This is a genomic window from Pseudomonas sp. PD9R (assembly GCF_019200975.1).
Taxonomy (GTDB): domain Bacteria; phylum Pseudomonadota; class Gammaproteobacteria; order Pseudomonadales; family Pseudomonadaceae; genus Aquipseudomonas.
This window is the reverse complement of sequence record NZ_JAHTMR010000001.1, coordinates 702,277-728,048: the sequence shown is the minus strand read 5'-3', so window position 1 is coordinate 728,048 and position 25,772 is coordinate 702,277. Positions and strand designations below refer to the sequence as shown.

Genomic DNA, 25,772 nt, shown 5'->3' with positions numbered 1-25,772 from the left:
TCAAACCCCTTGAGTGTTCCAGCGTGAATGGATTTGCCGACCGTCGTGGCTTAACAACGCCCCGTACATGTCCGGACGACGGTCGCGATAAATGCCCCAGCTCAAGCGCTCTTCGCGCATGGCGGCCAGGTCCAGGCTATGGACCAGCACGCTGGTGCTGTCACGGTCGGCCTCGGCGAGCAATGTGCCCTTGTGGTTGCAGATAAAAGACGAACCGTAGAAATTCATCTGCAAGGTCGGATCGGTGGTCGCCGCTTCGCGACCAATGCGGTTGGCCGCCACCACCGGCAGGATGTTGGCCGCAGCATGACCGCGCATGGTCATTTGCCAGTGGTCGCGGGAATCGAGGGTGGCGCAACCCGGTTCAGAGCCGATCGCAGTGGGAAACAGCAAAACTTCGGCACCCATCAATGCCAGGCAGCGCGCGGTTTCGGGGAACCACTGATCCCAGCAGATGCCCACGCCGATGCGCCCGAACGCCGTGTCCCAGACGCGGAAACCGGTATCGCCAGGGCTGAAGTACTCCTTCTCCTGATAACCGATAGCATTAGGAATATGAGTCTTGCGGTACACGCTCAGCAGTCGCCCGTCGGCATCGGCCACGCTCAAGGAATTGAAGTAAGCGTTGCCGGCTTTTTCGAACCAGCTCAGCGGCAGCACCACCCCCAATTCCCTGGCCAGTGCGGCAAAGCGTTTGAGCACATGGCTGTCGCGAAACTCTTCGGCCAGCGCCAGGTGTTGGTGGCTTTGCTCGATGCAGAAGTACGGCGTGGCAAACAACTCCTGCAACAGGATCACCTGCGCACCCTTGGCCGCTGCCTCACGTACCAGTTGTTCGGCCTGATCGAGGTTGTGCTGCAAGTCCCAGGTGCACGGCATCTGAGTGACAGCAATTGTCATCAAGGTCATGGCATCAACCCTCCACTGGCCAGGCGGGCTGCTGCTGGGTGATGCAATGCACACCGCCGCCGCCATGGGCCAGGTGGTTGATCCGCACTGGCACCACTTCACGGCCCGGGAAGGCTTGAGCCAACACTTCGGCTGCCGCGTGGTCGGCCTCGATGCCATAGGCCGGCATGATGATTGCGTCGTTGGCGATGTAGAAGTTGGTGTAGGAGGCACAGAACACTTCGGCTTCGGTGTCCACGGCTTCGGAGGCTTCGAACAGTTCGATCAGCTCGAAATGGCGGCCCTGGGCATCAGTAGCCAGTTCCAGCGCACGACGGTTCTCGCGGGCCACTTCGGCATACACCGATTGCTGGTCGCGGGTGGCGTCCACCAGCAATACACCGGGGCGGGCAAATGCGCACACGCCATCGACATGGCCGTCGGTCATATCGCCGGTGACATAGTCCGGATCGCCCGGCAGCCAGATGGTTTTCTTCACCCCCAGCAGGCGCGTGAAGATGTCTTCCATCTCGGCCTTGTTCATGCCCGGGTTGCGATTGGGGTTGAGCAGCACCGATTCGGTGGTGATCAGCGTGCCCTCGCCGTCGACATGAATGGCCCCGCCTTCGTTGCTCAGCGGCGTGCCAAAACAAGGCAGGCCCAGATGATTGAGCGCGCGGCGCGCCAGGCCTTCGTCCAGGTCATGGGCCGACTTGCCGCCCCATGCGTTGAAGCGCCAGCTCACCCCGGCCAGCCCTTGTTGCGGGTGGCAGACAAAGCTCGGGCCGGAATCGCGGCACCAACTGTCGTTCACCGCCAATTCGATCAGTTCGATGTTCGGCCCGCACAGGGCTTTGGCGCTGGCAACCGCCGAAGGGTCAACGACCATTTTCACCGGTTCGAAACGGGCAATGGCGTTGGCCACGCCGGCGAAGTCTTCTTGCACCTGCGCCAATGTCACGCGCCAACCGGATTCCCAGAGTGCCTGATTGTGCGGCCAGACCATCCAGGTCGCGGCGTGCTTGACCCACTCTGCCGGCATCATCCAACCGGTGTTCCGAATTTCATTCTGCTGCATGACAAGCACCTTTAAGTTAAGTCATTCTGTTCAATGAAAACTGCCTTGGCGGTCTTGGCATGCATGCTACGGCTGTAAAATCGGGCGAACAAACGATGGATTTTGCGCAAAACTGATTAGAGGAACTTATCAATATGCTCAAGCACTGGCCCCCGCTCAGCACCCTTCGCGGCTTTGAAGCCGCCGCGCGGCTGGGCAGTTTTCACAAGGCCGCGGATGAGCTGCATCTCACTCAGTCCGCCATCAGTCAGCAGATCCGCAGCCTTGAGGCGTACCTTGAGCAACCGTTGTTCTTTCGCAGCGGGCGCAGCGTCAGCCTCACCGATGCCGGCCACGATTTGCTCAGCACCACTCAGGCGATGCTGCAACAACTGGCGGTGGGCATTCGTCGGCTCGGGCAATACCAGAAACCCAATCAACTGGTGCTCAACACCACACCGGCATTCGCCCGCCACTGGCTGCTGCCGCGCCTGGGGGATTTTCGCCGTCAGCATCCGGACGTCGACTTGTGGATTTACAGCACCGATGAAGTTCCGGACATGACCACCGAGACCATCGACATTGCGGTGCGTGATGACATCAGTTCCCAGGCCGAATGCAGCTTCAAGGTGCTGCATGCCGACCGCCTCTACCCGGCTTGTCATCCGAACTTGATGGCGTTGCCCGGCGAACAGCGCACCACCCTGCACGGCGAGCGGGAAATGGACTGGAGTCATTGGGCGGTGGAGTCGGGGATTGATGTTGGCCAACAAGATCAGGGGCTGAATTTCTCCGATCCGGGCCTGCTGCTGGACGCCGCTTGCGCGGGACTCGGTATCGCGCTGGTCAGCGAATTACTCAGTCAGCAAGCGCGCACCAATGGGTTGTTGCAACCCTTGGTGGAGCAAACCATTCGTGGCCCGAACTGGGCTTTGCTCACCCATCGTGACAGCGAGACTAATGCTCGGAGTTTCTGCGAGTGGCTGATCAGTAATCTGCAACGCACGGGCTGATCAGCCCAATTAGCCAGTTTGCGGGTTTAGCGATAGTCTCAGATCGAACTCATTTGAACCGTATAGCCATGACCAGCCCAGAATTCTCACTCGATGTTGATGCCATCCACAGTATTGATGCTGTGCCGGTCATCTTGAGCATGGTCAAGCACTTCACCGGGATGCGCTTCGCCGCCGTGGCGAGGGTCACCGAGAAAAACTGGGTGGCGTGTGCGGTGGACGATTCCATCGAATTCGGCTTGAAACCCGGAGACGAACTGGTGCTCGAATCGACCATCTGTCATGAAATCCGCCAGCACCGACTGCCGGTCATTTTCGGGCACGCCAGCGCACACCCGGTTTTTTCGCTGCATCACACACCCAAAACCTATGGACTGGAGAGCTACATCTCCATCCCCATCATCAAGGCCAATGGCGACTTTTTTGGCACCTTGTGCGCCATCGATTCGGTGCCCGCGCACCTGGACGAACCGGCTATCGCCAAAACCCTCACCCTCTTCGCCCAACTGATCGCGATGAGCCTCGACACGCAAAGCAACCTTGCAGCGACGAAAGCCGCGTTGCTGACCGCCAATGAGCACGGCAGATTGCGCGAACAGTTCATCGCCGTACTTGGGCACGACCTGCGAACCCCGTTGAGCGCCATTCGCATGAGCGCCGACCTGCTGGAAACCAAAACAGCGGACAAACGATCACTGAACCTGATTTCGGCCATTCGCAGTAGCTCGACGCGCATGGGCATGCTGATTGAAAACGTCCTGGATTTTGCCCGGGGCCGGATGGGTGGCGGGATTCCCATCAAGCGCCAGTTGATCGACGATCTGGGTAGCACGCTGAAACTGACCCTCGATGAAGTGCAAGCGTCGCATCCGGGGGCGACGTTTACACACTCGCTGAACGTGCCGACTGGCGTCTATTGCGATTCGCTTCGCATCAGCCAATTGCTATCCAACCTCCTCGGAAACGCCGTCACTCACGGTTCAACAGCGCATCCCATCAGTGTGCAAGCCTGTGCCGAGGAGGACGAGATCGTCATATCCGTGACCAATCAGGGCAACCCGATCCCCCCGCAATTGATGCCATTGCTGTTTGAACCCTTTACCCGGTCAGAGGCGGGGCAACGAGGTGAAGGGCTGGGGCTTGGGCTTTACATCGCCTCGCAAATCAGCACCGCTCACAACGGTAAGTTGAGTGTGGTGTCCACGCTGGAATCCGGGACCTGTTTTGTTGCCCGATTCCCTGCCCGATTCAAATGGGCGTGAGCTTGCCCGCAACAGCGGTGTGTCTGCCGATGGAGATGTTGAATGTGCTGGCCTCTTCGCGGGCAAGCCTCCCTCCGGGAGAGCGCCGTGCCTAGACCCATCCAACCTTCAGAAATCATCACTGGAGCAGAACATTCGCTGGTATCGAACGGCCAACTGCTCACCATTGATCAGCCTGAAACCGTGGTCCCGTGGTGGAGCTTTACCAAAACGGTCCTGGCCGCGACGGCCCTGTCGCTGGTCCGTGATGGCCTTGTCGGGCTGGACGATCCGCTTCCCGATCAACTATTCACGCTGCGCCAACTGCTGCGACATGAGGCGGGGCTGGCGGATTACGGTCAACTGGCTGAATACCATGCCGCCGTCGCCAACAATGAACCTGCCTGGTCGGCAGATGAAATGATGCAGCGCCTCGATGCAACCCAACGGCGCTACAGCCCCGGCACCGGCTGGCGCTATTCGAACGTCGGCTACCTGCTCATAACCAGGCTCATTGAACGCGTGACTAACCTGGGGTTTCAAGAGGCGGTGACACGACGGGTGCTGGCGCCATTGGACATAGAGGCCGTTCGCTTCGCAAAAACCCGAACAGACTTACAACAGACATCCCTTGGCGATACCTCGAACTACGACCCGGCCTGGGTCTATCACGGATTGCTGATCGGTCCGCTCTCCCAAGCGGCACTTGTGCTGGATCGCTTGCTCGCCGGACGCCTTCTGCCACAGGCGTTGCTCCAGCAAATGCAAACCGTACGCCCGCTTGGAGGTCCGATTCCCGGTCGCCCCTGGGTCAATCCAGCTTATGGCCTGGGTGTCATGCAGAGTTCGATCGAGGGCGGCTTGAACCTGTGCGGACATACCGGCGGCGGTCCAGGCAGTGTGGTTGCCATTTACCGCTGCACTGACGGCAATACGTCGGCGTGTTGCGCCGTTTTTGAGAAAGGCGCCAGCGAAGGAAACGTCGAAGCAAATGTTGTTCGACGCTTGATGGCCGCTTTACGATCATCTGGCTAAAACGACTACGTGCTGGTGATTTTCGAGCAGCGCGAAGTCGATCCGAACGATCTGCTGAACGTCTGCGCCAACCAGACCGAAAACCAGATGCTGGCCAACCTCGAACACGAGTTGCAGCGCACCAAGTTGCATTTGCAGGCGACGATCGAACAATCGGAAGTCTCCAGCGAGGAACTCAAGGCATCAAACGAGGAAATGCAGGCGATCAACGAAGAACTGCGTTCGGCCACCGAAGAGTTGGAAACCAGCAAGGAAGAACTGCAGTCGATCAATGAGCGATCCATCAGCCGGCATTGGTGTTGAATGTGCCGGCCTCATCGCGAGCAAGCTCGCTCATACAGGGATCTATGCCGGCCACCGGCTTCGCGCACACCAAAGATCAAAACTGTAGGAGCGAGCTTGCTCGCGATAGCGGTCTATCAGGCGGCATCGAGGCCAAATGTGCCCGCGTTATAGCGAGCAATCTCGCTCCTACAGGGGAGTTGTGGCTGCACCAAAGGCTTAAAGGAACGGTGAAATGTTCGCCATCGCGCGTGTCACGTAATCGTCCTTTTCACCCACCGGTGCCACATAGTGAATGGCATTGCGCGCCGCCTCGATGCCTTCCAGGCGAGCGATGAACCAGGCGGCCAAATACTGCGATGCCAGGCAGCCACCGCACGTCGCAACGTTGTCCTTGGCCACGAACGGCTGGTTGAGCACCGCCACCCCGGCCTCCTCGACCCATGGTTTAGTGGTCAGGTCCGTGCAAGCCGGCACGTCATTAAGCAAGCCAAGTTTGGCCAGTATCAGCGTGCCCGAGCATTGGGCACCGAGCAGTTGCCGCGTCGGGTCGAGTTTGAGACGAGACATCAACCCAGCATCAGCGACGACCTCACGGGTCTTTTTCCCACTGCCCACCAGAACAGCGTCCGCGGCACATGCCTCCTCAAGTGTTGACTGAGCCTCGATCACCAGGCCGTTCATCGACTGCACCTTGGCCGTGGGGCTGGCGATAGACACCCGCCAGCCGGGGCGTTGGACCCGGTTCAGGATGGCGAGCGCGATCAGCGAGTCGAGTTCGTTGAAACCGTCGAAGGTCAGGATGGCGATGTGCATGGGCAGCCTCGTGCGCGTGGAGACGATATGTGGCTCCATCCTAAAAGCGGCGGTTAATACATTCAAAAAATTGTCATGGATACATTCACCGGACTAACACGTTGCTGAACAGTTCATTACCGAAGCCATGCAGCAGTTTGAGAGTGGCGTGGACGAAATCCTCGTTTAGCCGGCCGAGGCCATGCGCGCCAACCCCGGCCCGAACGAGCATGCGTGGGTCAATCAGTTCAACGACATGATCGCCAACGGGCCAGCTTTCGGTTGATCGCAACACCGCACAGCATGTCTGCTGGTCCGCTATGTATCAGAGTGTGTATGAAGCACACGTCGCTACATAAGCTTTCATCTGGACTAACATTCGACACAAGCCAGATACGTCGCCGCTTTCAAATACAACCAAGGTTTGAAGGGGATCAACCAGATCCCCTGGCCAATGGTTTGCAACGGAGACATGACCATGCAGATGGCAGTGCAGAACAACAAAACCTTCAAGGCCCGCCACCATCTGGTCGGCTCATCGATTCTCGCGTTTGCCCTGATCGGCGTTTTCGGCGCAGCCCAGGCGCAAACGGCAGCAACTGCGCAGCCAGTCGCGACCAGCGCGGGTGCCACGTATGCGCCCTCGCCGTTCGGCCCGCTGAAACATGTCAACGCTGGGCTGCTGAACGTCGCGTATGCCGAAACAGGTCCGGCGGATGGACCGGTGGTGATTCTTCTGCACGGCTGGCCGTATGACATTCACAGCTATGACCAGGTCGCCCCTTTGCTGGCAGCGAAAGGTTATCGCGTGCTGATGCCGTATGCGCGCGGCTATGGCGATACGCATTTCCTGTCCGATAAAACCGTTCGCAATGGTCAACCGGCCGCGCTGGCCAGTGACGTCATCGATTTCATGGATGCACTGAAGATCAAGCAAGCGGTGCTCGGTGGCTATGATTGGGGCGCGCGCTCGGCCGACATCGTCTCGGCGCTGTGGCCAGAGCGGGTCAAGGCGCTGGTCTCGGTCAGCGGCTATCTGATCGGTAACCAGGCAGCCGGCAAGAATCCGCTGCCACCGAAGGCTGAACTGCAATGGTGGTATCAGTTTTACTTCGCCACCGACCGTGGCCGCGCCGGGTATGAGAAAAACACCCACGACTTCGCCAAGTTGATCTGGCAAACGGCGTCACCGAAATGGGCGTTCGATGACGCCACTTTCGACCGCAGTGCCAAGGCGCTGGAAAACCCAGACCATGTCGACATCACGGTGTTCAACTACCGCTGGCGCCTGGGCCTGGTTCAAGGCGAAAGCCGATACGAAGCGCTGGAGCAAAAACTGGCCACGGCGCCGTCCATCAGCGTGCCAACCATCACCCTTGAAGGCGACGCCAACGGCGCACCGCACCCGGCGCCGGAGGATTACGCCAAGCGCTTCACCGGCAAATACGAGTTCCGCTTGATCAACGGCGGCATCGGCCACAACCTTCCGCAGGAAGACCCGCAAGCGTTCGCCAAGGCCGTGATCGATGCGGATCACCTCTGAGGCTGATCTGAACAGCTAAACCCCCAAACCTGTAGGAGCAAGGCTTGCCTGCGAAGAGGCTGGCACATTCAACATTGATGTTATCTGTCACACCGCCATCGCGAGCAAGCTCGCTCCTACAGTGAATTTGGGCCGGACACCAATCCCGAGCACGCCAATAAACACCAGTAGGAGCGAGCTTGCTCGCGATGAGGCCAGGACATTCAACATTGATGTTATCTGTCACACCGCTATCGCGAGCAGGCTCGCTTCTACAGCGGTTCCGGGCATGACACCCATTCTGCGTACGCGAAAAAATCGTGACTACTTCCACGGCGCATTTCTCTCGCCACATCAGCTCTCTGGACGAGGCAGACAGCAGCCAACAAAAATAGTTTGATTCGTTTCATTTTGAACACTATCGCAATTGCGATTACGTCTAGACTTCATCCAAGGCAGGTTACAGCCAGGCTCCGCGCTAAAAACAAAAAAAAGCCCACGTAAAACGAGGGAGCTTCGACTTTGAAAACTTCAACAATCTGCGCGATGGCCGGCCTGTGGCTTTCGTTCGAGGCTGCTGCCACGGGTGTCATGCCTGTTTTCGACGTGGACTTCACAAGGACCGCGGCTGAAACCCTGAAAAAACACGGTATCGACGACGCTTGCATTATCAGAGCGTCAGACCCTGTCGCGTTCACCTATTGCCGTGAAGGCTCGTCAACACTCTGGAAATATCAGGACCTGGACCTGGCTCAAGTAGCGGCGATCAAGAGTGACGCACTGCTGCCCTCGACGGCCTACCAGCAAATCAGCATCATCGAATTCAATAGCCCTGTCTGCAAACAGGAAACCTCCGAATCCATTGTCGAGCCGGCAATGGCTCAGCGACTGGCCTTGGGACTGGCCGCCCTGTCCCTGCTGCTGGGTTTGCGTTACATCTACTTGCTGATTTTCCCACGCCGCCTTCACTTCGCTGCATTGTCAGAACCTGGTTTGCAACCAACGAGCCGAACCCTGCCGCACTTCCACTCCACCAAAAAAGCCGTGGCCGCACTGGGTATTGCCGCGGCTTTGACATTCGTCTACTTCGGCTACTTGGGGTTTTGAGGCACTGATCAGCGGTGCTGCGACCTTCCCGCGCCAAGCTACACTTTCTTCGCCTTGCCACGACATCCGAGCTGAAAATCCTGTCTCCTGATCTGGAGGTATCGCCATGAGCAATAACACCGAACTCAATTCCTTTACCGGATGGGCCGCAACGGCTGCCGGCGCTCCGCTTGAGCGCTACAGCTACGATCCCGGCCCATTGGGGGACGAAGAGGTGGAGGTTGCCGTGGAATATTGCGGCGTCTGTCACTCTGACCAGTCGCTGATCGATAACGATTGGGGCATCAGCCGATACCCTTTTATCCCCGGCCACGAGGTGGTCGGCAGTGTCGTGCGAGTGGGTGCGCAGGTACGCGCTCTGAAACTCGGGCAACGGGTCGGGATTGGCTGGTACAAGGGCAGTTGCATGCATTGCTCCTCGTGTATCAGCGGTTCGCACAACCTTTGCAGCACCGCCCAACCCACGATTATCGGCAGCAACGGTGGCTTCGCCGATCGCCTGCGCTCGCACTGGGCCTGGGCCCTTCCGATTCCGGCCGGGCTCGATCCCGCCATGGCCGGCCCGTTGTTCTGCGCGGGTTCGACGGTGTTCAACCCACTGCTGGAATTCGGCATCAAACCCACTGACCGCGTCGGTGTGGTGGGCATCGGCGGCCTCGGTCACCTGGCCCTGCGCTTCCTCAACGCCTGGGGCTGCGAAGTCACCGCCTTCACTTCATCGTTGAGCAAGCAAGACGAAGCCAAACGCCTGGGCGCGCACAACGTAATCGCCTCGACCGACAGCAGCGCGCTGAAGGCCATTGCCGGCACCCTGGATTTTCTCTTGATTACCGCCAACGCCAACCTCGACTGGCCGGCCATTCTCGGAACGCTGCGCGCCAAGGGCCGCCTGCATTTTGTCGGCATCGTGCCCGACGCTATCCCCGTGCATGTGTTCGAGCTGATTCCCCAACAAAAGACCCTGTCCGCCTCACCGGTCGGCTCGCCCAGTAATACGGCGACCATGCTGGAGTTCTGTGCGCGTCATCAGATCCTGCCGCAGGTCGAGATGTTTCCCATGAGCCAGGTGAACGAGGCCATCGATCACCTGCGCAGTGGCAAGGCGCGTTATCGCGTGGTGCTGGATGCCAGTAAATGAGGGCGTGGCGCGTCGGTTAACGCCGCACGCGCCGTCAACTTCAGCGATGCTCAGTCGACCATTCAAAATCAAGCGGGATGACAAAAGAGACGCAACATGGACCGATTCACCGGCGGTTGCCTGTGTGGCAACGTGCGCATCGTGGCGTCGGGGCTTCCCTACCGGGTTGGCCTTTGTCATTGCCTCGATTGCCGCAAACATCACGGCGCGCTTTTTCACGCGTCGGCGATATTCCCTGAGACTGCTGTGACGATCGAGGGTGAAACCCGTGACTACGCCGGGCGCTATTTCTGTCCTTCCTGCGGCTCATCCGTGTTCGCCCGCACTGACGACGAAATCGAAGTAAACCTGGGTTCTCTGGATGCCCCTGACCAACTGACGCCGACCTATGAAAGCTGGGTCGTGCGGCGTGAGTCGTGGTTGCCGGCGTTTGCCCTCGCGAAGCATTACGATCGTGATCGTGAAGGCTCCGGGCGTTCTGAGGAGTAGCCGGGAATCCTCATCGGGCGTCTTCGAATCGGTGCAGCCCGCCTGCTGATGAAACCAATTACTCATTCGCAAATGCAGCCTATACTCCGACCCCGGGGAGAATAGAGCGCACGGCCAAATCGCCAAACATTCAGCCGGACAGATTGAGATCACAGACGCTGACGCGGAGCCGTCAATGAGTGCCCTCGCGCTGATGCGGTGCGAGCTCCCCCAATCCCCCCCTGATTGTCTGCGCTAAGGACCTGACAGATGAATGTGATCGACTATTTTGATGGCGCAAGAATCATCAATATCTCGTCCAGAAAGGATCGCCGTTTAGAAACAGAAGAAGAGTTCGCTCGCAATGGCTTTGACATTGACGATGAAAAAACAGGCTTTTTCGAGGCGGTCACACCCACTGAGGGAAAGGGTTTCCCGAGCATCGGGGTCAGGGGCTGTTTTTTGAGTCATCTGGGGGTACTGGAAGAGGCAATGCGCCTGAATCTGAAAAATATCCTGATCCTGGAGGACGACATTCAGTTTTCCAGACGCGTTGCTGAATACGGGACACAGGCCATCGAGTCTCTGGAGGGGATGGAGTGGGATATCGTTTATTTTGGCCATCCGGTCGGAGGGGACTCAAACTCGCCCGTTTGGAAAGAGGTCGACCAGCCCATCCATCTGGCCCATTTCTATGCGGTAAACGGGAGATGTTTTGCAAAGTTGAGGGATTTTTTGTTGCAGATTCTAGAGCGCCCGCCGGGACATCCTGATGGTGGTCCGATGCATTATGACGCGGCCCTCAATACGCTCATTCACAAGGATGACGGGATCCGGGCTTACTATTTCACCTGGAATCTTGGCTATCAACGACCTTCACGGACGGACCTGCATGCGCTTTCCTTCTTTGACAGGGTGCCTCTGCTGCGACCGGTAATGGGAATGCTCAGGAGGTTGAAAGCAAGAAACCTGAGGAGAACCCGCTAGTTTGTCGTAAAAATAGCCGTGATCTCTTCGGAGCTGATCAACACTTTCTCTAAAACTGAACAACACGCTCTCAATTATTCATTTTTGCAAAAAGGCATTCGAGACTACCGTGACGCCAGGCCGACAGACCCGTCGGCCCAACTCATAACAAGGCAGGCCAACTGTCCTTTTGTCCCCTCGAGGTAAGCCCAATGTCCGACCAAACCCTGACTGTTTATGCCCCCTACAACAGCGCCGTCGTCGGCCAGGTGGCGGTGTCTACCGAAGCGGATGTCGAGCAGGCATTGAGTGTCGCCCACAGTATTTTCCGCGACCGCAGCCAGTGGCTGTCCAAACCACAACGCATTGAAATTTTGCACCGCACTGCCGAGCTGATCCGCGCGCGCAAAATGGAGATTGCTACCCAGTCGGCCAGCGAAGGCGGCAAACCGCTGAAGGACTCGATCACCGAGGTCGAGCGCGGCATCGACGGCATCCTCAACTGCATCGAGGTGCTGCGTACCGAGGGCGGTCATGTGATTCCCATGGGGCTCAACGCCACGTCGGAAAACCGTGTGGCCTTTACCCAATACGAACCCATCGGCGTGGTGGCGGCGGTCTCGGCGTTCAACCATCCGTTCAACCTGATCGTGCACCAAGTGGTGCCGGCCATCGCCGTCAGCGCCCCCGTGATCATCAAACCCGCAGCCAATACACCGCTCAGTTGCCAGACCCTGATCGAAATCCTTGCCGAGGCCGGCCTGCCAAACGGCTGGGCGCAGATGGTGCTGCCGACCGACAATGCGGTCACCGGCAAGTTGGTGTCGGACCCGCGCGTAGGTTTCTTCTCTTTCATCGGCTCTGCGGCGGTGGGCTGGATGTTGCGCTCGACCCTGGCGCCGGGCACCCGCTGCGCGCTGGAACATGGTGGCGTAGCGCCGGTCATTGTTGCAGCCGATGCCGACCTCGATGACGCACTGCCGCGCATTGCCCGTGGCGGTTTTTGGCACGCCGGCCAGGCCTGCGTGAGCGTGCAACGAGTCTTTTGCCACAGCAGCATCGCCGAACAGGTCGCCAAGCGCCTGGGCCAATTGGGTGACGCGATGGTGGTCGGTGACCCAACTGATATCCACACCGATGTCGGCCCGTTGATCTCTGAACGTGAAGTGCACCGCGTTGGCCAATGGGTCGATGAAGCGGTTGCCGGCGGGGCTCGCTTGATCTCGGGCGGTCGCGCGCTGGATCACAACAGCTATGCGCCCACCGTGCTGCTCAACCCGTCAATCGACTCGAACGTGATGCAAAAGGAAGTATTCGGCCCGGTCGTGGCGGTCTACGCCTATGACGATCTGGCGGAAACGATCCAACTGGCCAACGCCCTGCCCTATGCCTTCCAGGCTGCCGTGTTCACTCAGAATCTGGACGTTGCCATGCAGTGCTATCAGGACCTCGACGCGACGGCGGTGATGGTCAACGAAAACACCTTGTTCCGCGTGGACTGGATGCCTTTCGCCGGGGCGCGGTTGTCGGGGCATGGCGTGGGCGGGATTCCGCACACGATGAAGGAAATGCAGGTTGAGAAGATGATGGTCTGGCGGTCTCGGGCTGTTCGTCGCTGAGGGCCGCGGCCCTTCATCAACTTCCACCGAAACGCTCTCTGCCGAGGCGAGAAACATTGCGACCGACGCGATTTGTCTCGCGCCTTAATCTGCTGGCGTTTCGGGAACAGCCAAATGTTCGTAGGCCGCCTCCAGGATTTCTGTTGAAAGTGCCGGGTGCGTGACCATTCTCGACAACGTGAGCGCGCCCATCATTGTGCACATGGCGACTATTGCCCGGGCGCGTGCGGCCCCGGGCACTGACGATTCGGATTGAGCCGAAAGCAATTCAATAACCCTCTCCAACCCCAGGGTCGCGACCTCCTTGGTCTGCTCATTGCCGCGAGCCAACTCACTGCCCAGCGCCGCATACGGACAGCTTTTTTCCAGTGAATCCCGGTGATCGGTTGAAAGGTAATAACCCACCGCAGCATTGAACCCCCCTTCGTCAGCGATCTCCTCCAACTCTGATACCAGCACATCAATTGCTGCACCGCACGCCTGCGCCACGACCTGGTCTTTCGACTCAAAGTGGCGATAGAAGCCGCCGTGGGTCAGGCCCGCAGCGGCCATAAGGCCCGCAAGCCCTGTGCCATCTATACCGTTCTTTCGAAACTCGACGCTGGCGGCCTCTACGATCCGCTTCCGGGTTTCAGTGGTTTCCTGCCGTGATTTGCGCATGCAAAGAATCCTGATGAGTGGTGTTTGACTTAGATGTTGATAAACATCTAATGTGTATTACGAACATAATATATCCGCACTGATACCACAACCTGAGGCTACCAACATGACCCAAGCCACCATTCTCGTCACGGGCGCTACTGGCTTCACCGGCCGTAAAACCATTGAAACTCTCCTTTCCAAGGGTGTACCGGTCAGGGCACTGGTGCGTAAAGAAGATGAGCGTTCGGCAGAGCTTCGCGCCTTGGGTGCCGAGGTAGTCCTGGGTGATCTGCTGGATCTGAACGCTGTCCGCAGCGCGCTTGAAGGCATCCGCACCGCGTACTTCGTTTACCCGATCGCGCCGGGGTTGATCGATGCTACTGCTCGCTTCGCCCAGGCGGCTAAAGAAGCCGGTGTCGACGCGGTGGTCAACATGTCGCAGATTTCTGCACGGCGCGAATCCAAAAGCAACGCAGCGCTTGATCACTGGACGGCGGAACGCGTCTTCGACTGGTCCGGGTTGGCAGTGACCCACCTTCGCCCGACCTATTTCGCCCAGTGGCTCATCTACCCGCATTTCCGCTCGCACATCCTCGAAAAAGCCGAGATCCGCCTGCCCTTTGGTGAAGGTCGCCACGCCCCTATCGCTGCCGAGGACCAGGCCCGCCTGATTGCCGCTATTCTCGAAAATCCAGCGCCGCATCAGGGCAAGACTTATACCCTTCACGGCCCGACCGAACTGAACCAGCAAGGTGTCGCCGATGCCATCGGCGAGGTGCTTGGACGCAAGATCAGCTACACCCAAATCAGTCTCGAAGACTACAAACGCGAACTGCTCGATGCCGGATTGCCTGCCTTTATCGTCCAGCACTTAGGCGAAGTGGCACTGGACTATCAGCATGGCATTTTCGAAGGCGAAGACAGCATCATCCAGGAAGTGACCGGACAAGCGCCGATGACGGTTCAGCAATTCGTCACCCTTCACGCAGCGCTGTTCAATGCTTGAAACATGCAGGGTGAATGCTTGTGAAGCTGAGCAGGTACTCACCCGGCGAGCAAACACCCTTTTCAAACGGAGCGTCCAATGAATACTGCGATTGAGCTGTACGGCGCAAACACCGGTAATACCTTGCGGGCAGCCATTGCACTCGAAGAAGCTGGCCTCCCCTATACCGCAAGACGTATCGACCTGCGCGCGGGTGAGCATCGCGATCCGACATTCCTGGCCCTGAATCCGGCAGGCAAAGTGCCGACCCTGATAGACCGAAGTTCAACACCCGCGCAGGTGATCAACCAGTCCAACGCGATCATTCAGTACGCGGATACCCAGGCGCCAGGTCGACTCTCGCCTGCGCAACCCGGACCGGAGCGCATCAAGGTATTTGACCGCTACTTCTTTTTTGTCACCGATGTTATTGCCCCCAGCCATGCCGCGTTCTTTCTGCGTCAGGCCGGGGCAAACGATGCCGCGGCCCTCATCGATCGGCGGGTGCTTGAACAATTCAGCCTGGCAGAAACCTTCCTGGCCGATGAGTTCATGGCGGGCGATCGGTTTTCCATGGCCGACATCTCGGCTTTCACGATAGCCGCCTCGATCCGTGATCGGCTGGATTGGACATCACTCACGCACCTGTCGCGCTGGTTTGACGCCATCGAAGCGAGGCCCGCCGTGCAGCGTGGCTTGAAGGCATTCCAGCATTTCCCTGAATAATCCTTGCGGTGCAAACCAGGTTCATGAAAACAGAACGCCACCCGCCCAGGTGGATGGCGGGTGGCTGAACCGAGTGAGATCGACTAACGAATTTCGTATACCCTGTCGCTATCTCATCACTCCAAACGACCGCCGCCGTGAACCTACCCAAATTCAACGCTCCCGACCTTGGCAATACGCCCTCGACCTCGGAAATCATCACCCGTCATTTGCGTGATGCGATTGTCGCCGGGCATTTTGCCGAGGATGAGCCGATTCGCCAGGACGACATCGCCCGCCAGTTCAACGTCAGCAAGATCCCGGTGCGCGAGGCGCTCAAGCGGCTGGAGGCCGAAGGGCTGGTGATGTTCCAGCGCAATCGCGGGGCGATGGTCACGCGGATTTCCGATGCGGAACTGGCGCAGATGTTCGAAGTGCGCATGTTGCTGGAAGACAAGGTGTTGCGCCTGGCGATTCCCAACATGACCGAAGAAACCTTCGCCCGTGCCGAGCGTATCTGCCAGGAGTTCATCGGCGAGGATGACGTGGGTCGTTGGGCCGAGCTCAACTGGGAACTGCACGCCTGCCTGTACGAGCCGGCGCAGCGACCGTTTCTGGTCAGCCTGATTCGTTCGGTCAACGACAAACTTGAGCGCTACCTGCGCATGCAGATGAGCCTGTCGGCCGGCAAGGAACGCGCCGATCATGAGCACCGCGAAATTCTCGCCGCCTGCCGCGCCGGGGATGTGGACCTGGCCGTGAAGCTGCTGGACGAGCACATTGCCGGGGTCTGCGAAACCCTGTTCAAGCACCTGCCCCACGCCCACTGATCGCTACTGGCACTGTGCCGATTTCGTCATCGGCACCGGTTAAATCCATCAAGCCGCCCACCCGCTGCACAGGCCACTCTTTTGTTCACTCATCTGAACGGACGTGGCCCACTCATGAAACGTATCACCGTGATCGACTCCCACACCGGCGGCGAACCGACCCGCCTGGTGACCGCCGGTTTTCCTGATCTGGGCACCGGCAGCATGGCCGAACGTCGTCAGCGACTGGCCGAGCAACATGACCAATGGCGTGCGGCGAGTGTGCTGGAACCACGGGGCAGCGATGTACTGGTCGGCGCTCTGCTCTGCGAACCTGTAGACCCAAGCGCTTGCGCCGGGGTGATTTTTTTCAACAACAGCGGTTACCTGGGCATGTGCGGCCACGGCACCATCGGCCTGGTAGCGTCTTTGGCGCATCTGGGCAAAATCGGCCCTGGCGTGCACAGCATCGAAACGCCTGTGGGCACGGTACAGGCCACCCTGCACGACGACCACTCGGTGAGCGTGCGCAACGTCCCGGCCTATCGCTATCGCAAGGCGCTGCAATTGCAGGTGCCGGGCATCGGTCAAGTCACCGGCGATATCGCCTGGGGCGGCAACTGGTTTTTTCTGATCGCCGATCATGGGTTACGGGTGGCCGGCGACAACCTCGATGCGCTGACCGCTTACACCTACGCCGTGCAACAAGCGCTGGAAACCCAAGGTATTCGTGGCGAAGACGGTGGGCTGATCGACCATGTCGAACTGTTCGCCGATGACGATCACGCCGATAGCCGCAATTTCGTGCTCTGCCCTGGCAAAGCCTACGACCGCTCACCTTGTGGCACCGGCACCAGCGCCAAACTGGCGTGCCTGGCCGCCGACGACAAATTGCAGCCAGGGCAGATCTGGCGCCAGGCCAGTGTCATTGGCAGCGAGTTCGAAGGCTCGTTTGAATGGCAAGGTGAGCGCGTCGTGCCGACTATCCGGGGTCGCGCGTTTATCAGTGCCGAAGCCAGTTTGATCATCGAGCAGGACGACCCCTTCGCCTGGGGCATTCGCCTATGAGCCAGGGCCATGCGGCCGATGTGATCGTGATCGGGGCCGGCATCATCGGCGCGGCCTGCGCCCAGTCGCTGGCGCGTCGTGGTTTGCAGGTGCTGGTAATTGACGCCGGCCTGCATGGCGCGACGGCGGCAGGCATGGGCCACTTGCTGGTACTCGACGACAACCCGGCGGAACTGGCCCTGAGTCACTATTCCCTGCAGCGCTGGCGTGAGCAGGCAGCAAACTTGCCCGACGCCTGCGCCTATCGCACCAACGGCACGCTATGGCTGGCGGCCAACGCCGAGGAAATGGCCGTCGCCCATAGCAAATACCTCAATCTGAAAGCTCAGGGTATCGCCTGTGAACTGGTCGGCGCTCATGCCTTGCGCCAGCGTGAACCGGAACTGCGCGAAGGCCTTGAGGGTGGGCTGTTGATCAAGGGCGACGGCATTCTTTATGCACCGGCGACAGCCAACTGGATGCTCGAAACGCCGAACATCCGTCAGCGCCGGGCGCGGGTCAGCGAAGTCGACGGCAATCGGGTGCGACTCGATGACGGTCAGTGGTTGAGTGCCGAAGCGGTGTTGCTGGCCAACGGAATCCAGGCCAATGAACTGTGCCCCGAGTTACCCATCGAGCCGAAAAAGGGCCATTTACTGATCACCGATCGCTACCCCGCCACCGTCACTCACACGCTGGTAGAACTCGGTTACGTCACCAGCGCCCACAACGCCAAAGGGCCTTCGACTGCCTGCAACATTCAACCGCGTCCGACCGGGCAATTGTTCATCGGCGCTTCGCGGCAATTCGGCACCACTGACCCGCAGGTCGAAGGCTGGATGCTGGCGAAAATGCTCAAGCGCGCCGCCGAATACATGCCGGGCCTGACCCGGCTCAATGGCATCCGCGCCTGGACCGGTTTTCGGGCGGCCAGCCCCGACGGCTTGCCTCTGGTGGGTCAGCACCCGCAACGTCAGGGTTTGTGGCTGGCGGTCGGTCACGAGGGGCTAGGCGTTACAACAGCCCCCGGCACAGCCGATTTGCTGGTCGCGCAACTGTTCAACGAAACCCCACCACTGCCAGCGCAACCCTATCTGCCCCAGCGTTTCCTCGGAGAACCTGTCTATGCCTGATTTGATGCTCGACGGCCGTGCCCTGAGAGTGGCCGAGGGAACCAGCGTCGCGGCTGCGCTGGCGTTGGGCAGCGACGGTTGCACGCGTACCTCGGTCAGCGGCCAGCGCCGAGCACCACTGTGCGGCATGGGCATTTGCCAGGAATGCCGGGTGACCATCGACGGTCGACGTCGCCTGGCCTGCCAGACCCTGTGCCGCGACGGCATGCACGTGGAGACACGTCCATGAACGAATACGCCGATCTGCTGATCATCGGCGCCGGTCCTGCCGGCATGGCCGCCGCACTCGCAGCAGCGCCGAGCGGCGCGCGCATTGTCATGCTCGACGACAATCCACTCGCGGGCGGGCAAATCTGGCGCGACGGTCCTCAGGCCACTGTGCCGGCTCAAGCCCGTGACCTGCGTGAGCGCTTGCAGTCCCATGGCAACATCCATCATCACGCCAGCACGAGAGTGATCGCCAATCCCGGCCCAAAGCAACTGCTGGTCGAAGACGAAGACAACGGCTGGTTGATCCGCTACGACAAACTGATTTTGTGTACCGGTGCCCGCGAGTTGCTGCTGCCCTTCCCCGGCTGGACGCTGCCGGGGGTCACCGGGGCCGGCGGTTTGCAGGCGCTGATCAAGGCGGGATTGCCGGTGCGGGACGAGCGCGTGGTGATCGCCGGCAGCGGGCCACTGTTACTCGCCAGCGCGGCCACCGCGAAAAAACACGGTGCGAAAATTCAGCGCATCGCCGAGCAAGCTTCGCTCGCAGCCGTCGCCGGTTTCGCAGCGCAACTGCCGCGCTGGCCTGGAAAATGGCTGCAATCGTTCAGCCTGTTTGACCACCACTACCGCAGCGCAACTCATGTAGTAGCGGCACTCGGCACTGACCGGCTGGAAGGCGTGCGCCTGCAACAGCAAGGCAAAATCGTCGAACTGCAATGTGATCGGCTGGCCTGTGGTTTTGGGCTGATCCCTAACATCCAGCTGGGTCAGGCACTGGGTTACGCCATCGAAGGCCAGGCACTGGTAGTCGATGCCTGGCAAGCCAGTCGTGCCGATCATTACGCGGCAGGTGAATGCACCGGCTTCGGCGGCAGTGAACTGGCCTTGGTGGAAGGTGCGATTGCCGGCCACGCCGCTGTCGGTGACGTCGAAAAGGCCCGTCAGTTATGGCCGCGTCGGGCACGCTGGCAGGGTTTTGCCAACACGCTGAATCGAGCCTTCGCCCTCGACCCACAACTCAAATCCCTGGCCCGCCCGGACACCCTGGTCTGTCGCTGCGAGGACGTACCTTACGCAGCTTTGACCGGGCACACCGACTGGCGCGAGGCCAAGCTGGCCAGCCGCTGTGGCATGGGTGCCTGTCAGGGGCGTGTGTGTGGCGGCGCGGTGCAACATCTGTTTGGCTGGCAACCCTCGGCGTCGCGCCCACCCTACAGCCCGGCGCGGATCGAGACACTGATGAGCCTGGACGACACTCCGCCAACATGATCACCGCGTCGGGGCTTTCGGCCACGCCGGCGAGCCACTATGATCCCGGGGGTCGCCCTCAGGCCCCCAGCGCTATGTACCCCTCGCTCACCACCTTCAAACCCTGCGACTTGCCGACGCTGCTGAACAGCCTTCAGCCGATCGCGCCGCTGCTCGACACCCTGTCGGACGTGGTGTTTTTCATCAAGGATCGCGAAGCCCGCTACGCCTTCGTCAACCAGACGTTGGCCCGGCGTTGTGGCTTCAAGTGCAGTGAAGAATTGCTGGGGCTTACCGCTGAAATGGTCTTCCCGGAAAACTTCGGCCCGCTGTACACCGAGCAGGATCGACGGGTGTTATCCAGCGGCCGGGTACTGGCCGACCAGTTGGAACTGCACCTGTATTTCGGCAACCAGCCAATCTGGTGCCTGACCCACAAACTCGCCTTGCACGATGAGCAGGGCCACATCGTTGGCCTCGCCGGTATTTCCCGCGACCTGCAATCGCCGCAGTCCAGCCATCCTGCGTACCAGAAGCTTGCGGCCGTGGATGCGCATATCCGCAGTCACTTTGCGCGCGCCATCAGCCTTGCCGAGTTGACCGCCCTGGCCGGGTATTCGGTGGCGCAACTGGAGCGACATTGCAAACGAGTATTTCAGCTCACGCCAAGGCAGATGATTCACAAGGCGCGTCTGGAAGAGGGGTCGCGGCTGTTGCTGCACACTGACCTGCCGATTACAGAGATCGCCCTGCACTGTGGGTATACGGACCATAGTGCTTTCAGCCGGCAGTTTCGGGCGTTGACTAGTTTGTCGCCGAGTCAGTATCGGGGGAATCGGGGGTAGGTAATATGAGGCAGGGAGAGTCCTGTACACCTGTAGGAGCTGCCGAAGGCTGCGATCTGTTGATCTTGATCTTCTTGCCATCGAGGCACCGAACGAAGGGGTAACCCCAACCACAAAAACGGATATGTCCCGGTGTTCCTAAAAGGGGCGCCCACCCAACCATTGCTCCCATATGTAACACCCCCCATCAACACCAACACCACCCTGACCCAGCGTCACACCGCCACAACACCCCTACCCCAAGCCTCAATAACTAATTCCCCCCGAAAACTGGAAACCGGCACATTGATTGCTATCGTTAATATCGTATACGAAATCCGCAATACGATATCTAACAGCACTCAACCCACAACGAGGCCTCTATGAAAAACCCAGCATTTGCCGTAGCCCTCAGCGCTGTTCTCAGTACCTCCTTTATCGCCACCGCCCAAGCCGACAAGCTCGATGACATCATCGGCTCGGGCAAGCTGCGCTGCGCCGTCACCCTGGACTTCCCGCCGATGGGTTTTCGTGATGCCAGTAACAACCCCGCCGGTTTCGATGTGGACTACTGCCACGACCTGGCGAAGATCCTCGGGGTCGAGGCTGAAGTGGTCGAGACACCGTTCCCGGACCGCATTCCGGCACTGGTCTCCGGACGGGCTGACGTGATTGTCGCCTCCACTTCCGACACCCTCGAACGCGCCAAGACCGTCGGCCTCACCGTGCCCTACTTCGCCTTCCAAATGGTGGTGCTGACCCGCGACGACACCGGCATCAACGGCTTCGACGACCTTAAAGGCAAACCCGTGGGCAACACCAGCGGCACCTACGAGGCCATCGCCCTGGAGAAGGACGTGAAGAACTGGGGCACCGGCAGTTTCCGTGCTTATCAATCGCAGAACGACACCCTGCTGGCCGTCGCCCAGGGCCACATCGACGCCACCGTGGTCACCAACACCGTCGCCGCCGCCACCCTCAAGTCGGGTAAATACAAAAACCTGAAAGTCGCGGGTAACGCGCCGTATGTCATCGACTACGTCTCCCTCGGTGCCAAGCGCAGCGAGTATGGCCTGCTCAACTACCTCGACTTGTTCGTCAACCAGCAGGTGCGCACCGGCCGTTACAACGAGCTGTTCGTCAAATGGGTCGGCACCGACATCTCGCCGGCCGATCTGACCGTGCCAAAGGTCTACTACTAAGATGTCCGGTATGCCTGGGCTCACTTCACTGACCGGGCGCAGCCTGGTCGCGGGCGCGGCTCAAGGCGCCCTGTTGTTCGCCGATGTCGGGTTGAGTTTCTGGGGCGGGGTTGATTCTGCCACCGGCGAGGTCATCGACCGTCATCACCCACTCAGCGGCGAACACCTGGCTGGCCGAGTGCTGGCGATTCCCAGTGGTCGCGGCTCATGCACCGGCAGCAGCGTGATGATGGAACTGATCAGCAACGGCCATGCACCGGCGGCACTGGTACTGGCCGAACCCGATGAGATCCTGACCCTGGGCGTGCTGGTGGCGCAGACCATTTTTGCCCGTTCCCTGCCGGTGCTCTGCATCGGCAAGGAGGCCTTCGCGACTTTGCGCAATCACGCTTTCGCCCGGGTTGATGGTGCGGCGCTGGATGTGTTCGAGCTACCGCCCGGCGATGCCTGGCAAACGCTCGATCACACTCTGCCCAACCTCGATACCCATGCTTCGATGGAGCTCACCGAACATGATCGAGCGTTGCGCGATGGCGACTATGGCAAGGCCGCTCAAATGGCCATGCAAATCGTGCTGCGCATGGCTGAACTGCAAGGCGCCCAACGTCTAGTGAATGTCACCCAGGCGCACATTGACGGGTGCATCTACACCGGACCGGCGAGCCTTCGCTTTGCCCAACAACTGGTGCAATGGGGGGCGAAAGTCCGCGTGCCCACCACCCTCAATTCAATTTCCGTGGACCAGCGCCGTTGGCGCGAACTGGGCATCGACCCGGCTCTCGGTGAGCCGGCCAGTGCCTTGGGCGATGCGTATATGGCGATGGGTGCACAGCTCAGTTTCACCTGTGCGCCGTATTTGCTCGACAGCGCCCCCAAGGCTGGCGAGCAGATTGTCTGGGCCGAATCCAACGCCGTGGTTTACGCCAACAGCGTGCTCGGTGCCCGCACCCTGAAGTACCCGGATTACCTCGACATCTGCATTGCCCTGACCGGCCGCGCCCCGTTGATCGGCTGCCACCTGGACGCACAACGCAAGGCCCGCTTGCAGATCGAGTTGCCGGCTCTTGATGAACTGGACGATGCCTTTTACCCGCTGCTCGGCTATCACATCGGTGCACTGGCCGGCAGCCGCGTGCCGCTGGTGCTGGGCCTGGAAAACCGCGCGCCCAGCCTGGACGATCTGAAAGCCTTTGGTGCGGCTTTCGCGACCACTTCCGCAGCGCCGCTTTTTCATATTGCCGGGGTCACTCCGGAGGCGATTGATCCGTCGCAGGTGCTGGAAACCGGTGTAGATCTGCCCGTGGAAAAGATCCGCCTGAAAGACCTGCTCGTGAGTTGGCGCGAGCTCAACAGCGCCCGCGACAACCGGGTGGATGTGGTGTCGCTGGGCAACCCGCATTTCTCCCTCAGCGAATTCGCGCAGCTGGCGCGGCTATGTCGTGGTCGTCGCAAACACCCGCATGTGGTGCTCGCCATCACCTGTGGCCGTGCGGTGCTGGAACAGGCGCGCGAGGCCGGGCACATCACCGTGATCGAAGCCTTCGGCGCGACGCTGGTCACCGACACCTGCTGGTGCATGCTCGGCGAACCGGTGATTCCGCCGGCCGCTACCACCCTGATGACCAACTCGGGCAAATACGCCCACTACGCACCGGGACTGGTGGGACGCCAGGTGCATTTCGCCAGCCTTGCCGAATGTGTCGATTCCGCCTGTACCGCCACGGCCAGCGGCCGTCTGCCGGCCTGGTTGCAACCTGCTGCCCAACTGGAGAGCCCCGCGCATGTTTGATTACACCTTCCAATGGCGCTCGGCCCTGCGCGCCTTGCCGGACATGCTCGCCGGCGCGCTGGTCACCTTCGAGACTGCGGCGCTGTCGATGATCTTCGGCGTGCTGATCGCCCTGGCCCTGACGGTCATGCGCGAAAGCAAACAACCGGTGCTGCGCGGTATCGGCAACGGCTGGGTATCGATCGCGCGCAACACGCCATCGCTGTTCCAGATCTACGTCCTGTACTTCGGCCTGGGCTCGTTGGGTGTGCATGTCAGTTCGTGGTTCGCGCTGTTGGCCGGGATCACGTTCAACAACGCCGGTTATCTCGCGGAAAACTTTCGCGGTGGCCTGAAGGCGGTGCCTGACACTCAAGTGCGCGCCGCACGCTCACTGGGCATGAGCGCCTTCCAGACCTACCGCATGATCATCGTCCCGCAACTGCTGCGGATCGTCTTCTACCCGCTGACCAATCAGATGGTCTGGGCAGTCTTGATGACGTCACTGGGCGTCATCGTCGGGCTGAACAATGACCTGACCGGCGTGACTCAGGAATACAACGTCAAAACCTTCCGCACCTTTGAATACTTCGCCATCGCGGCGGTGCTGTATTACGCGATTGCCAAGGCGATTGTTGCGACAGCCCGGCTGATGGCCTGGCGGTTGTTCCGCTACTGAGGAGCTGTCCATGTTTGCCACCGATTTTTCCTCGAATGACCTGATGTTCCTGCTCAACGGTGCCTGGGTCACGCTGCAACTGACGTTCTGGTCGATCATCCTCGGCTCCCTGGCGGGTTTGCTGTTCGGCTTGCTGCGGGCGCTGTTACCGCGAGCGAGCCTGCCGCTGGCCTGGGTGCTGGACATATTTCGCAGCGTGCCGTTGTTGATCCAGTTCGTGCTGTTCAATTCACTCAAAAGCATTGTCGGCCTGAACATCAGCGCCTTCAGCGTCGGTTGCATTGTGCTGGGGGTCTATACCGCCGCGTACTTCACCGAGATCGTGCGGGGTGGCGTGTTGGCGGTGCCGTTCACGGTGCGTCGGGCCAGTCGTTCGCTGGGCCTGAGCTTTTTCCAGGACCTGCGCTGGATCGTCCTGCCGATGGCCACGCGCGTCGCCTTCCCCGGCTGGCTGAACCTGGTGCTGGGCGTGATGAAAGACACCGCGCTGGTGATGTGGATCGGCATCGTCGAGCTGCTGCGCGCCTCGCAAACCATCGTCACCCGCATTCAGGAACCGCTTCTGGTGCTGTGCATCGCGGGCCTTATCTACTACGTCATGAGCCTGGTGGTCGCACGCCTCGGCGCTCGTCTGGAAAGAAGGTGGCAAGAAAATGATTGAGATCGACAACGTACATAAATCCTTCGGCAACCTCGAAGTGGTCAAGGGCGTGAACCTCACAGTGAGCAAGGGCGAAGTGGTGTCGATCATCGGTGGCTCCGGCTCGGGTAAATCGACCTTGTTGATGTGCATCAATGGCCTGGAGCCAATCCAGAAAGGCAACATCCGCGTCGACGGCGTCGAGGTCCATCACAGCGCCACCGACCTCAATCGCCTGCGGCAGAAAATCGGCATCGTGTTCCAGCAATGGAACGCCTTCCCGCACCTGACGGTGCTGGAGAACGTCATGCTGGCGCCGCGCAAAGTGCTGGGCAAAAGCAAGGTCGACGCCGAGGAACTGGCGGTCAAGCAACTGACCCACGTGGGTCTGGGCGACAAGCTCAAGACTTTTCCGGGCAAGTTGTCCGGCGGCCAGCAACAACGCATGGCCATCGCCCGTGCCTTGGCGATGTCGCCGGACTACATGCTGTTTGACGAAGCCACGTCGGCCCTAGACCCGCAACTGGTCGGCGAGGTCCTGGACACCATGCGCATGCTCGCCGAAGACGGCATGACCATGGTGCTGGTGACCCACGAAATCCGCTTCGCCCGCGACGTGTCTGACCGTGTGGCGTTCTTTCGCAATGGGTTGGTGCATGAGATCGGCTCGCCGGATCAGGTGATCGGTAATCCGCTGCACGCGGAGACTGCGGCGTTTTTGAAATCGGTGAAGTAGCTGCTGGCCTCAT

At 59.9% G+C, this 25,772-nt stretch carries 26 protein-coding genes and 1 pseudogene; 23 read left to right on the top strand and 4 right to left on the bottom strand.

Translation table 11 applies throughout. From position 1 onward, the window contains the following. Together aguB and KUF73_RS03330 are read right to left on the bottom strand one after the other, a co-directional pair. On the bottom strand, positions 1–909 hold the full coding sequence (aguB, locus tag KUF73_RS03335; RefSeq protein WP_218436606.1) for an N-carbamoylputrescine amidase: 909 nt from the start codon (positions 907–909) through the stop codon (positions 1–3). 4 nt (positions 910–913) lie between these two features. After that, positions 914–1,966 (bottom strand): agmatine/peptidylarginine deiminase, encoded by a 1,053-nt coding sequence (locus KUF73_RS03330; protein WP_218436605.1) that lies wholly within the window; start codon positions 1,964–1,966, stop codon positions 914–916. A 134-nt stretch (positions 1,967–2,100) separates the two neighbouring features. On the opposite strand from KUF73_RS03330, the gene KUF73_RS03325 reads away from it, so the two are divergent. From KUF73_RS03325 to KUF73_RS03310, 4 genes and pseudogenes are all read left to right on the top strand, one after another. After that, on the top strand, positions 2,101–2,958 hold the full coding sequence (locus tag KUF73_RS03325) for a LysR family transcriptional regulator (protein ID WP_218436604.1): 858 nt from the start codon (positions 2,101–2,103) through the stop codon (positions 2,956–2,958). Positions 2,959–3,026: 68 nt separating this feature from the next. Beyond that, positions 3,027–4,220, top strand: a complete 1,194-nt coding sequence (locus tag KUF73_RS03320; RefSeq protein WP_218436603.1) for a GAF domain-containing sensor histidine kinase — start codon at positions 3,027–3,029, stop codon at positions 4,218–4,220. Between the two features lie 87 nt (positions 4,221–4,307). Then, a complete protein-coding gene (locus tag KUF73_RS03315; protein ID WP_256345335.1) occupies positions 4,308–5,234 on the top strand; it encodes a serine hydrolase in 927 nt (308 codons plus the stop codon). A gap of 3 nt (positions 5,235–5,237) precedes the next feature. After that, a pseudogene (locus KUF73_RS03310) lies at positions 5,238–5,522 on the top strand (hypothetical protein); the annotation flags it as partial. Between the two features lie 213 nt (positions 5,523–5,735). Here KUF73_RS03310 and KUF73_RS03305 read toward each other — a convergent pair. Beyond that, positions 5,736–6,332: a DJ-1/PfpI family protein gene (locus KUF73_RS03305; protein ID WP_218436601.1), complete on the bottom strand. Its 597-nt coding sequence runs from the start codon at positions 6,330–6,332 to the stop codon at positions 5,736–5,738. A gap of 457 nt (positions 6,333–6,789) precedes the next feature. Here KUF73_RS03305 and KUF73_RS03300 point away from each other — a divergent pair, with 457 nt between their 5' ends. The 6 genes from KUF73_RS03300 to KUF73_RS03275 all read left to right on the top strand — a co-directional run bounded on the left by KUF73_RS03300 (position 6,790) and on the right by KUF73_RS03275 (position 13,131). Next, positions 6,790–7,854 (top strand): alpha/beta fold hydrolase, encoded by a 1,065-nt coding sequence (locus tag KUF73_RS03300; protein WP_218436600.1) that lies wholly within the window; start codon positions 6,790–6,792, stop codon positions 7,852–7,854. A gap of 501 nt (positions 7,855–8,355) precedes the next feature. Then, the gene (locus KUF73_RS03295) at positions 8,356–8,940 is read left to right on the top strand and encodes a hypothetical protein (protein ID WP_218436599.1); all 585 of its coding nucleotides are present in this window, start codon (positions 8,356–8,358) and stop codon (positions 8,938–8,940) included. Between the two features lie 106 nt (positions 8,941–9,046). Further along, positions 9,047–10,078, top strand: a complete 1,032-nt coding sequence (locus KUF73_RS03290) for an NAD(P)-dependent alcohol dehydrogenase (RefSeq protein ID WP_218436598.1) — start codon at positions 9,047–9,049, stop codon at positions 10,076–10,078. 96 nt (positions 10,079–10,174) lie between these two features. Next, on the top strand, positions 10,175–10,567 hold the full coding sequence (locus KUF73_RS03285; protein ID WP_218436597.1) for a GFA family protein: 393 nt from the start codon (positions 10,175–10,177) through the stop codon (positions 10,565–10,567). Positions 10,568–10,816: 249 nt separating this feature from the next. Then, positions 10,817–11,533 (top strand): glycosyltransferase family 25 protein, encoded by a 717-nt coding sequence (locus KUF73_RS03280; RefSeq protein WP_218436596.1) that lies wholly within the window; start codon positions 10,817–10,819, stop codon positions 11,531–11,533. A 191-nt stretch (positions 11,534–11,724) separates the two neighbouring features. Further along, the gene (locus KUF73_RS03275) at positions 11,725–13,131 is read left to right on the top strand and encodes an aldehyde dehydrogenase family protein (RefSeq protein WP_218436595.1); all 1,407 of its coding nucleotides are present in this window, start codon (positions 11,725–11,727) and stop codon (positions 13,129–13,131) included. Between the two features lie 84 nt (positions 13,132–13,215). Here the strand turns inward: KUF73_RS03275 and KUF73_RS03270 are convergent, their stop codons facing one another. Next, positions 13,216–13,791 carry a TetR/AcrR family transcriptional regulator gene (locus tag KUF73_RS03270; RefSeq protein ID WP_218436594.1) on the bottom strand — a complete coding sequence of 192 codons (576 nt, stop codon included), beginning with the start codon at positions 13,789–13,791 and terminating at the stop codon, positions 13,216–13,218. A gap of 106 nt (positions 13,792–13,897) precedes the next feature. On the opposite strand from KUF73_RS03270, the gene KUF73_RS03265 reads away from it, so the two are divergent. The 13 genes from KUF73_RS03265 to KUF73_RS03205 all read left to right on the top strand — a co-directional run bounded on the left by KUF73_RS03265 (position 13,898) and on the right by KUF73_RS03205 (position 25,759). Continuing rightward, positions 13,898–14,779 carry an NmrA family NAD(P)-binding protein gene (locus KUF73_RS03265; protein ID WP_218436593.1) on the top strand — a complete coding sequence of 294 codons (882 nt, stop codon included), beginning with the start codon at positions 13,898–13,900 and terminating at the stop codon, positions 14,777–14,779. A gap of 78 nt (positions 14,780–14,857) precedes the next feature. Then, entirely contained in the window at positions 14,858–15,484 is a 627-nt protein-coding gene (locus KUF73_RS03260) for a glutathione S-transferase family protein (RefSeq protein ID WP_218436592.1), read from the top strand. A 137-nt stretch (positions 15,485–15,621) separates the two neighbouring features. Continuing rightward, positions 15,622–16,293, top strand: a complete 672-nt coding sequence (locus KUF73_RS03255) for a GntR family transcriptional regulator (protein WP_047530178.1) — start codon at positions 15,622–15,624, stop codon at positions 16,291–16,293. Positions 16,294–16,407: 114 nt separating this feature from the next. Next, entirely contained in the window at positions 16,408–17,340 is a 933-nt protein-coding gene (locus KUF73_RS03250; protein WP_218436591.1) for a 4-hydroxyproline epimerase, read from the top strand. After that, entirely contained in the window at positions 17,337–18,452 is a 1,116-nt protein-coding gene (locus tag KUF73_RS03245) for an FAD-binding oxidoreductase (RefSeq protein WP_218436590.1), read from the top strand. Before KUF73_RS03250 ends, KUF73_RS03245 begins: the two co-directional genes overlap by 4 nt. Continuing rightward, on the top strand, positions 18,445–18,681 hold the full coding sequence (locus tag KUF73_RS03240; protein WP_218436589.1) for a (2Fe-2S)-binding protein: 237 nt from the start codon (positions 18,445–18,447) through the stop codon (positions 18,679–18,681). The genes KUF73_RS03245 and KUF73_RS03240 overlap by 8 nt, the downstream gene beginning before the upstream one ends. Next, entirely contained in the window at positions 18,678–19,931 is a 1,254-nt protein-coding gene (locus KUF73_RS03235) for an FAD/NAD(P)-binding oxidoreductase (RefSeq protein ID WP_218436588.1), read from the top strand. Before KUF73_RS03240 ends, KUF73_RS03235 begins: the two co-directional genes overlap by 4 nt. A gap of 74 nt (positions 19,932–20,005) precedes the next feature. Then, the gene (locus tag KUF73_RS03230) at positions 20,006–20,755 is read left to right on the top strand and encodes an AraC family transcriptional regulator (protein ID WP_218436587.1); all 750 of its coding nucleotides are present in this window, start codon (positions 20,006–20,008) and stop codon (positions 20,753–20,755) included. Between the two features lie 362 nt (positions 20,756–21,117). Further along, positions 21,118–21,936, top strand: coding sequence for a transporter substrate-binding domain-containing protein (locus KUF73_RS03225; RefSeq protein ID WP_218436586.1), 819 nt, complete (start codon positions 21,118–21,120; stop codon positions 21,934–21,936). A 10-nt stretch (positions 21,937–21,946) separates the two neighbouring features. Beyond that, a complete protein-coding gene (locus KUF73_RS03220) occupies positions 21,947–23,725 on the top strand; it encodes an aconitase X (RefSeq protein WP_218436585.1) in 1,779 nt (592 codons plus the stop codon). Continuing rightward, entirely contained in the window at positions 23,718–24,383 is a 666-nt protein-coding gene (locus KUF73_RS03215; protein ID WP_218436584.1) for an amino acid ABC transporter permease, read from the top strand. The genes KUF73_RS03220 and KUF73_RS03215 overlap by 8 nt, the downstream gene beginning before the upstream one ends. Positions 24,384–24,393: 10 nt before the next feature. Then, complete coding sequence (locus KUF73_RS03210; protein WP_218436583.1) at positions 24,394–25,044, top strand: amino acid ABC transporter permease; 651 nt, start codon at positions 24,394–24,396, stop codon at positions 25,042–25,044. Then, the gene (locus tag KUF73_RS03205) at positions 25,037–25,759 is read left to right on the top strand and encodes an amino acid ABC transporter ATP-binding protein (RefSeq protein ID WP_218436582.1); all 723 of its coding nucleotides are present in this window, start codon (positions 25,037–25,039) and stop codon (positions 25,757–25,759) included. Before KUF73_RS03210 ends, KUF73_RS03205 begins: the two co-directional genes overlap by 8 nt. Positions 25,760–25,772 lie beyond the last annotated feature (13 nt).

Coding starts and splice junctions, on each gene's coding strand:
- aguB (WP_218436606.1), bottom strand. CDS start 909: ATGACCTTGATGACAATTGCTGTCACTCAGATGCCGTGCACCTGGGAC.
- KUF73_RS03330 (WP_218436605.1), bottom strand. CDS start 1,966: ATGCAGCAGAATGAAATTCGGAACACCGGTTGGATGATGCCGGCAGAG.
- KUF73_RS03325 (WP_218436604.1), top strand. CDS start 2,101: ATGCTCAAGCACTGGCCCCCGCTCAGCACCCTTCGCGGCTTTGAAGCC.
- KUF73_RS03320 (WP_218436603.1), top strand. CDS start 3,027: ATGACCAGCCCAGAATTCTCACTCGATGTTGATGCCATCCACAGTATT.
- KUF73_RS03305 (WP_218436601.1), bottom strand. CDS start 6,332: ATGCACATCGCCATCCTGACCTTCGACGGTTTCAACGAACTCGACTCG.
- KUF73_RS03300 (WP_218436600.1), top strand. CDS start 6,790: ATGCAGATGGCAGTGCAGAACAACAAAACCTTCAAGGCCCGCCACCAT.
- KUF73_RS03290 (WP_218436598.1), top strand. CDS start 9,047: ATGAGCAATAACACCGAACTCAATTCCTTTACCGGATGGGCCGCAACG.
- KUF73_RS03285 (WP_218436597.1), top strand. CDS start 10,175: ATGGACCGATTCACCGGCGGTTGCCTGTGTGGCAACGTGCGCATCGTG.
- KUF73_RS03280 (WP_218436596.1), top strand. CDS start 10,817: ATGAATGTGATCGACTATTTTGATGGCGCAAGAATCATCAATATCTCG.
- KUF73_RS03275 (WP_218436595.1), top strand. CDS start 11,725: ATGTCCGACCAAACCCTGACTGTTTATGCCCCCTACAACAGCGCCGTC.
- KUF73_RS03270 (WP_218436594.1), bottom strand. CDS start 13,791: ATGCGCAAATCACGGCAGGAAACCACTGAAACCCGGAAGCGGATCGTA.
- KUF73_RS03265 (WP_218436593.1), top strand. CDS start 13,898: ATGACCCAAGCCACCATTCTCGTCACGGGCGCTACTGGCTTCACCGGC.
- KUF73_RS03260 (WP_218436592.1), top strand. CDS start 14,858: ATGAATACTGCGATTGAGCTGTACGGCGCAAACACCGGTAATACCTTG.
- KUF73_RS03250 (WP_218436591.1), top strand. CDS start 16,408: ATGAAACGTATCACCGTGATCGACTCCCACACCGGCGGCGAACCGACC.
- KUF73_RS03245 (WP_218436590.1), top strand. CDS start 17,337: ATGAGCCAGGGCCATGCGGCCGATGTGATCGTGATCGGGGCCGGCATC.
- KUF73_RS03240 (WP_218436589.1), top strand. CDS start 18,445: ATGCCTGATTTGATGCTCGACGGCCGTGCCCTGAGAGTGGCCGAGGGA.
- KUF73_RS03235 (WP_218436588.1), top strand. CDS start 18,678: ATGAACGAATACGCCGATCTGCTGATCATCGGCGCCGGTCCTGCCGGC.
- KUF73_RS03230 (WP_218436587.1), top strand. CDS start 20,006: ATGTACCCCTCGCTCACCACCTTCAAACCCTGCGACTTGCCGACGCTG.
- KUF73_RS03225 (WP_218436586.1), top strand. CDS start 21,118: ATGAAAAACCCAGCATTTGCCGTAGCCCTCAGCGCTGTTCTCAGTACC.
- KUF73_RS03220 (WP_218436585.1), top strand. CDS start 21,947: ATGCCTGGGCTCACTTCACTGACCGGGCGCAGCCTGGTCGCGGGCGCG.
- KUF73_RS03215 (WP_218436584.1), top strand. CDS start 23,718: ATGTTTGATTACACCTTCCAATGGCGCTCGGCCCTGCGCGCCTTGCCG.
- KUF73_RS03210 (WP_218436583.1), top strand. CDS start 24,394: ATGTTTGCCACCGATTTTTCCTCGAATGACCTGATGTTCCTGCTCAAC.
- KUF73_RS03205 (WP_218436582.1), top strand. CDS start 25,037: ATGATTGAGATCGACAACGTACATAAATCCTTCGGCAACCTCGAAGTG.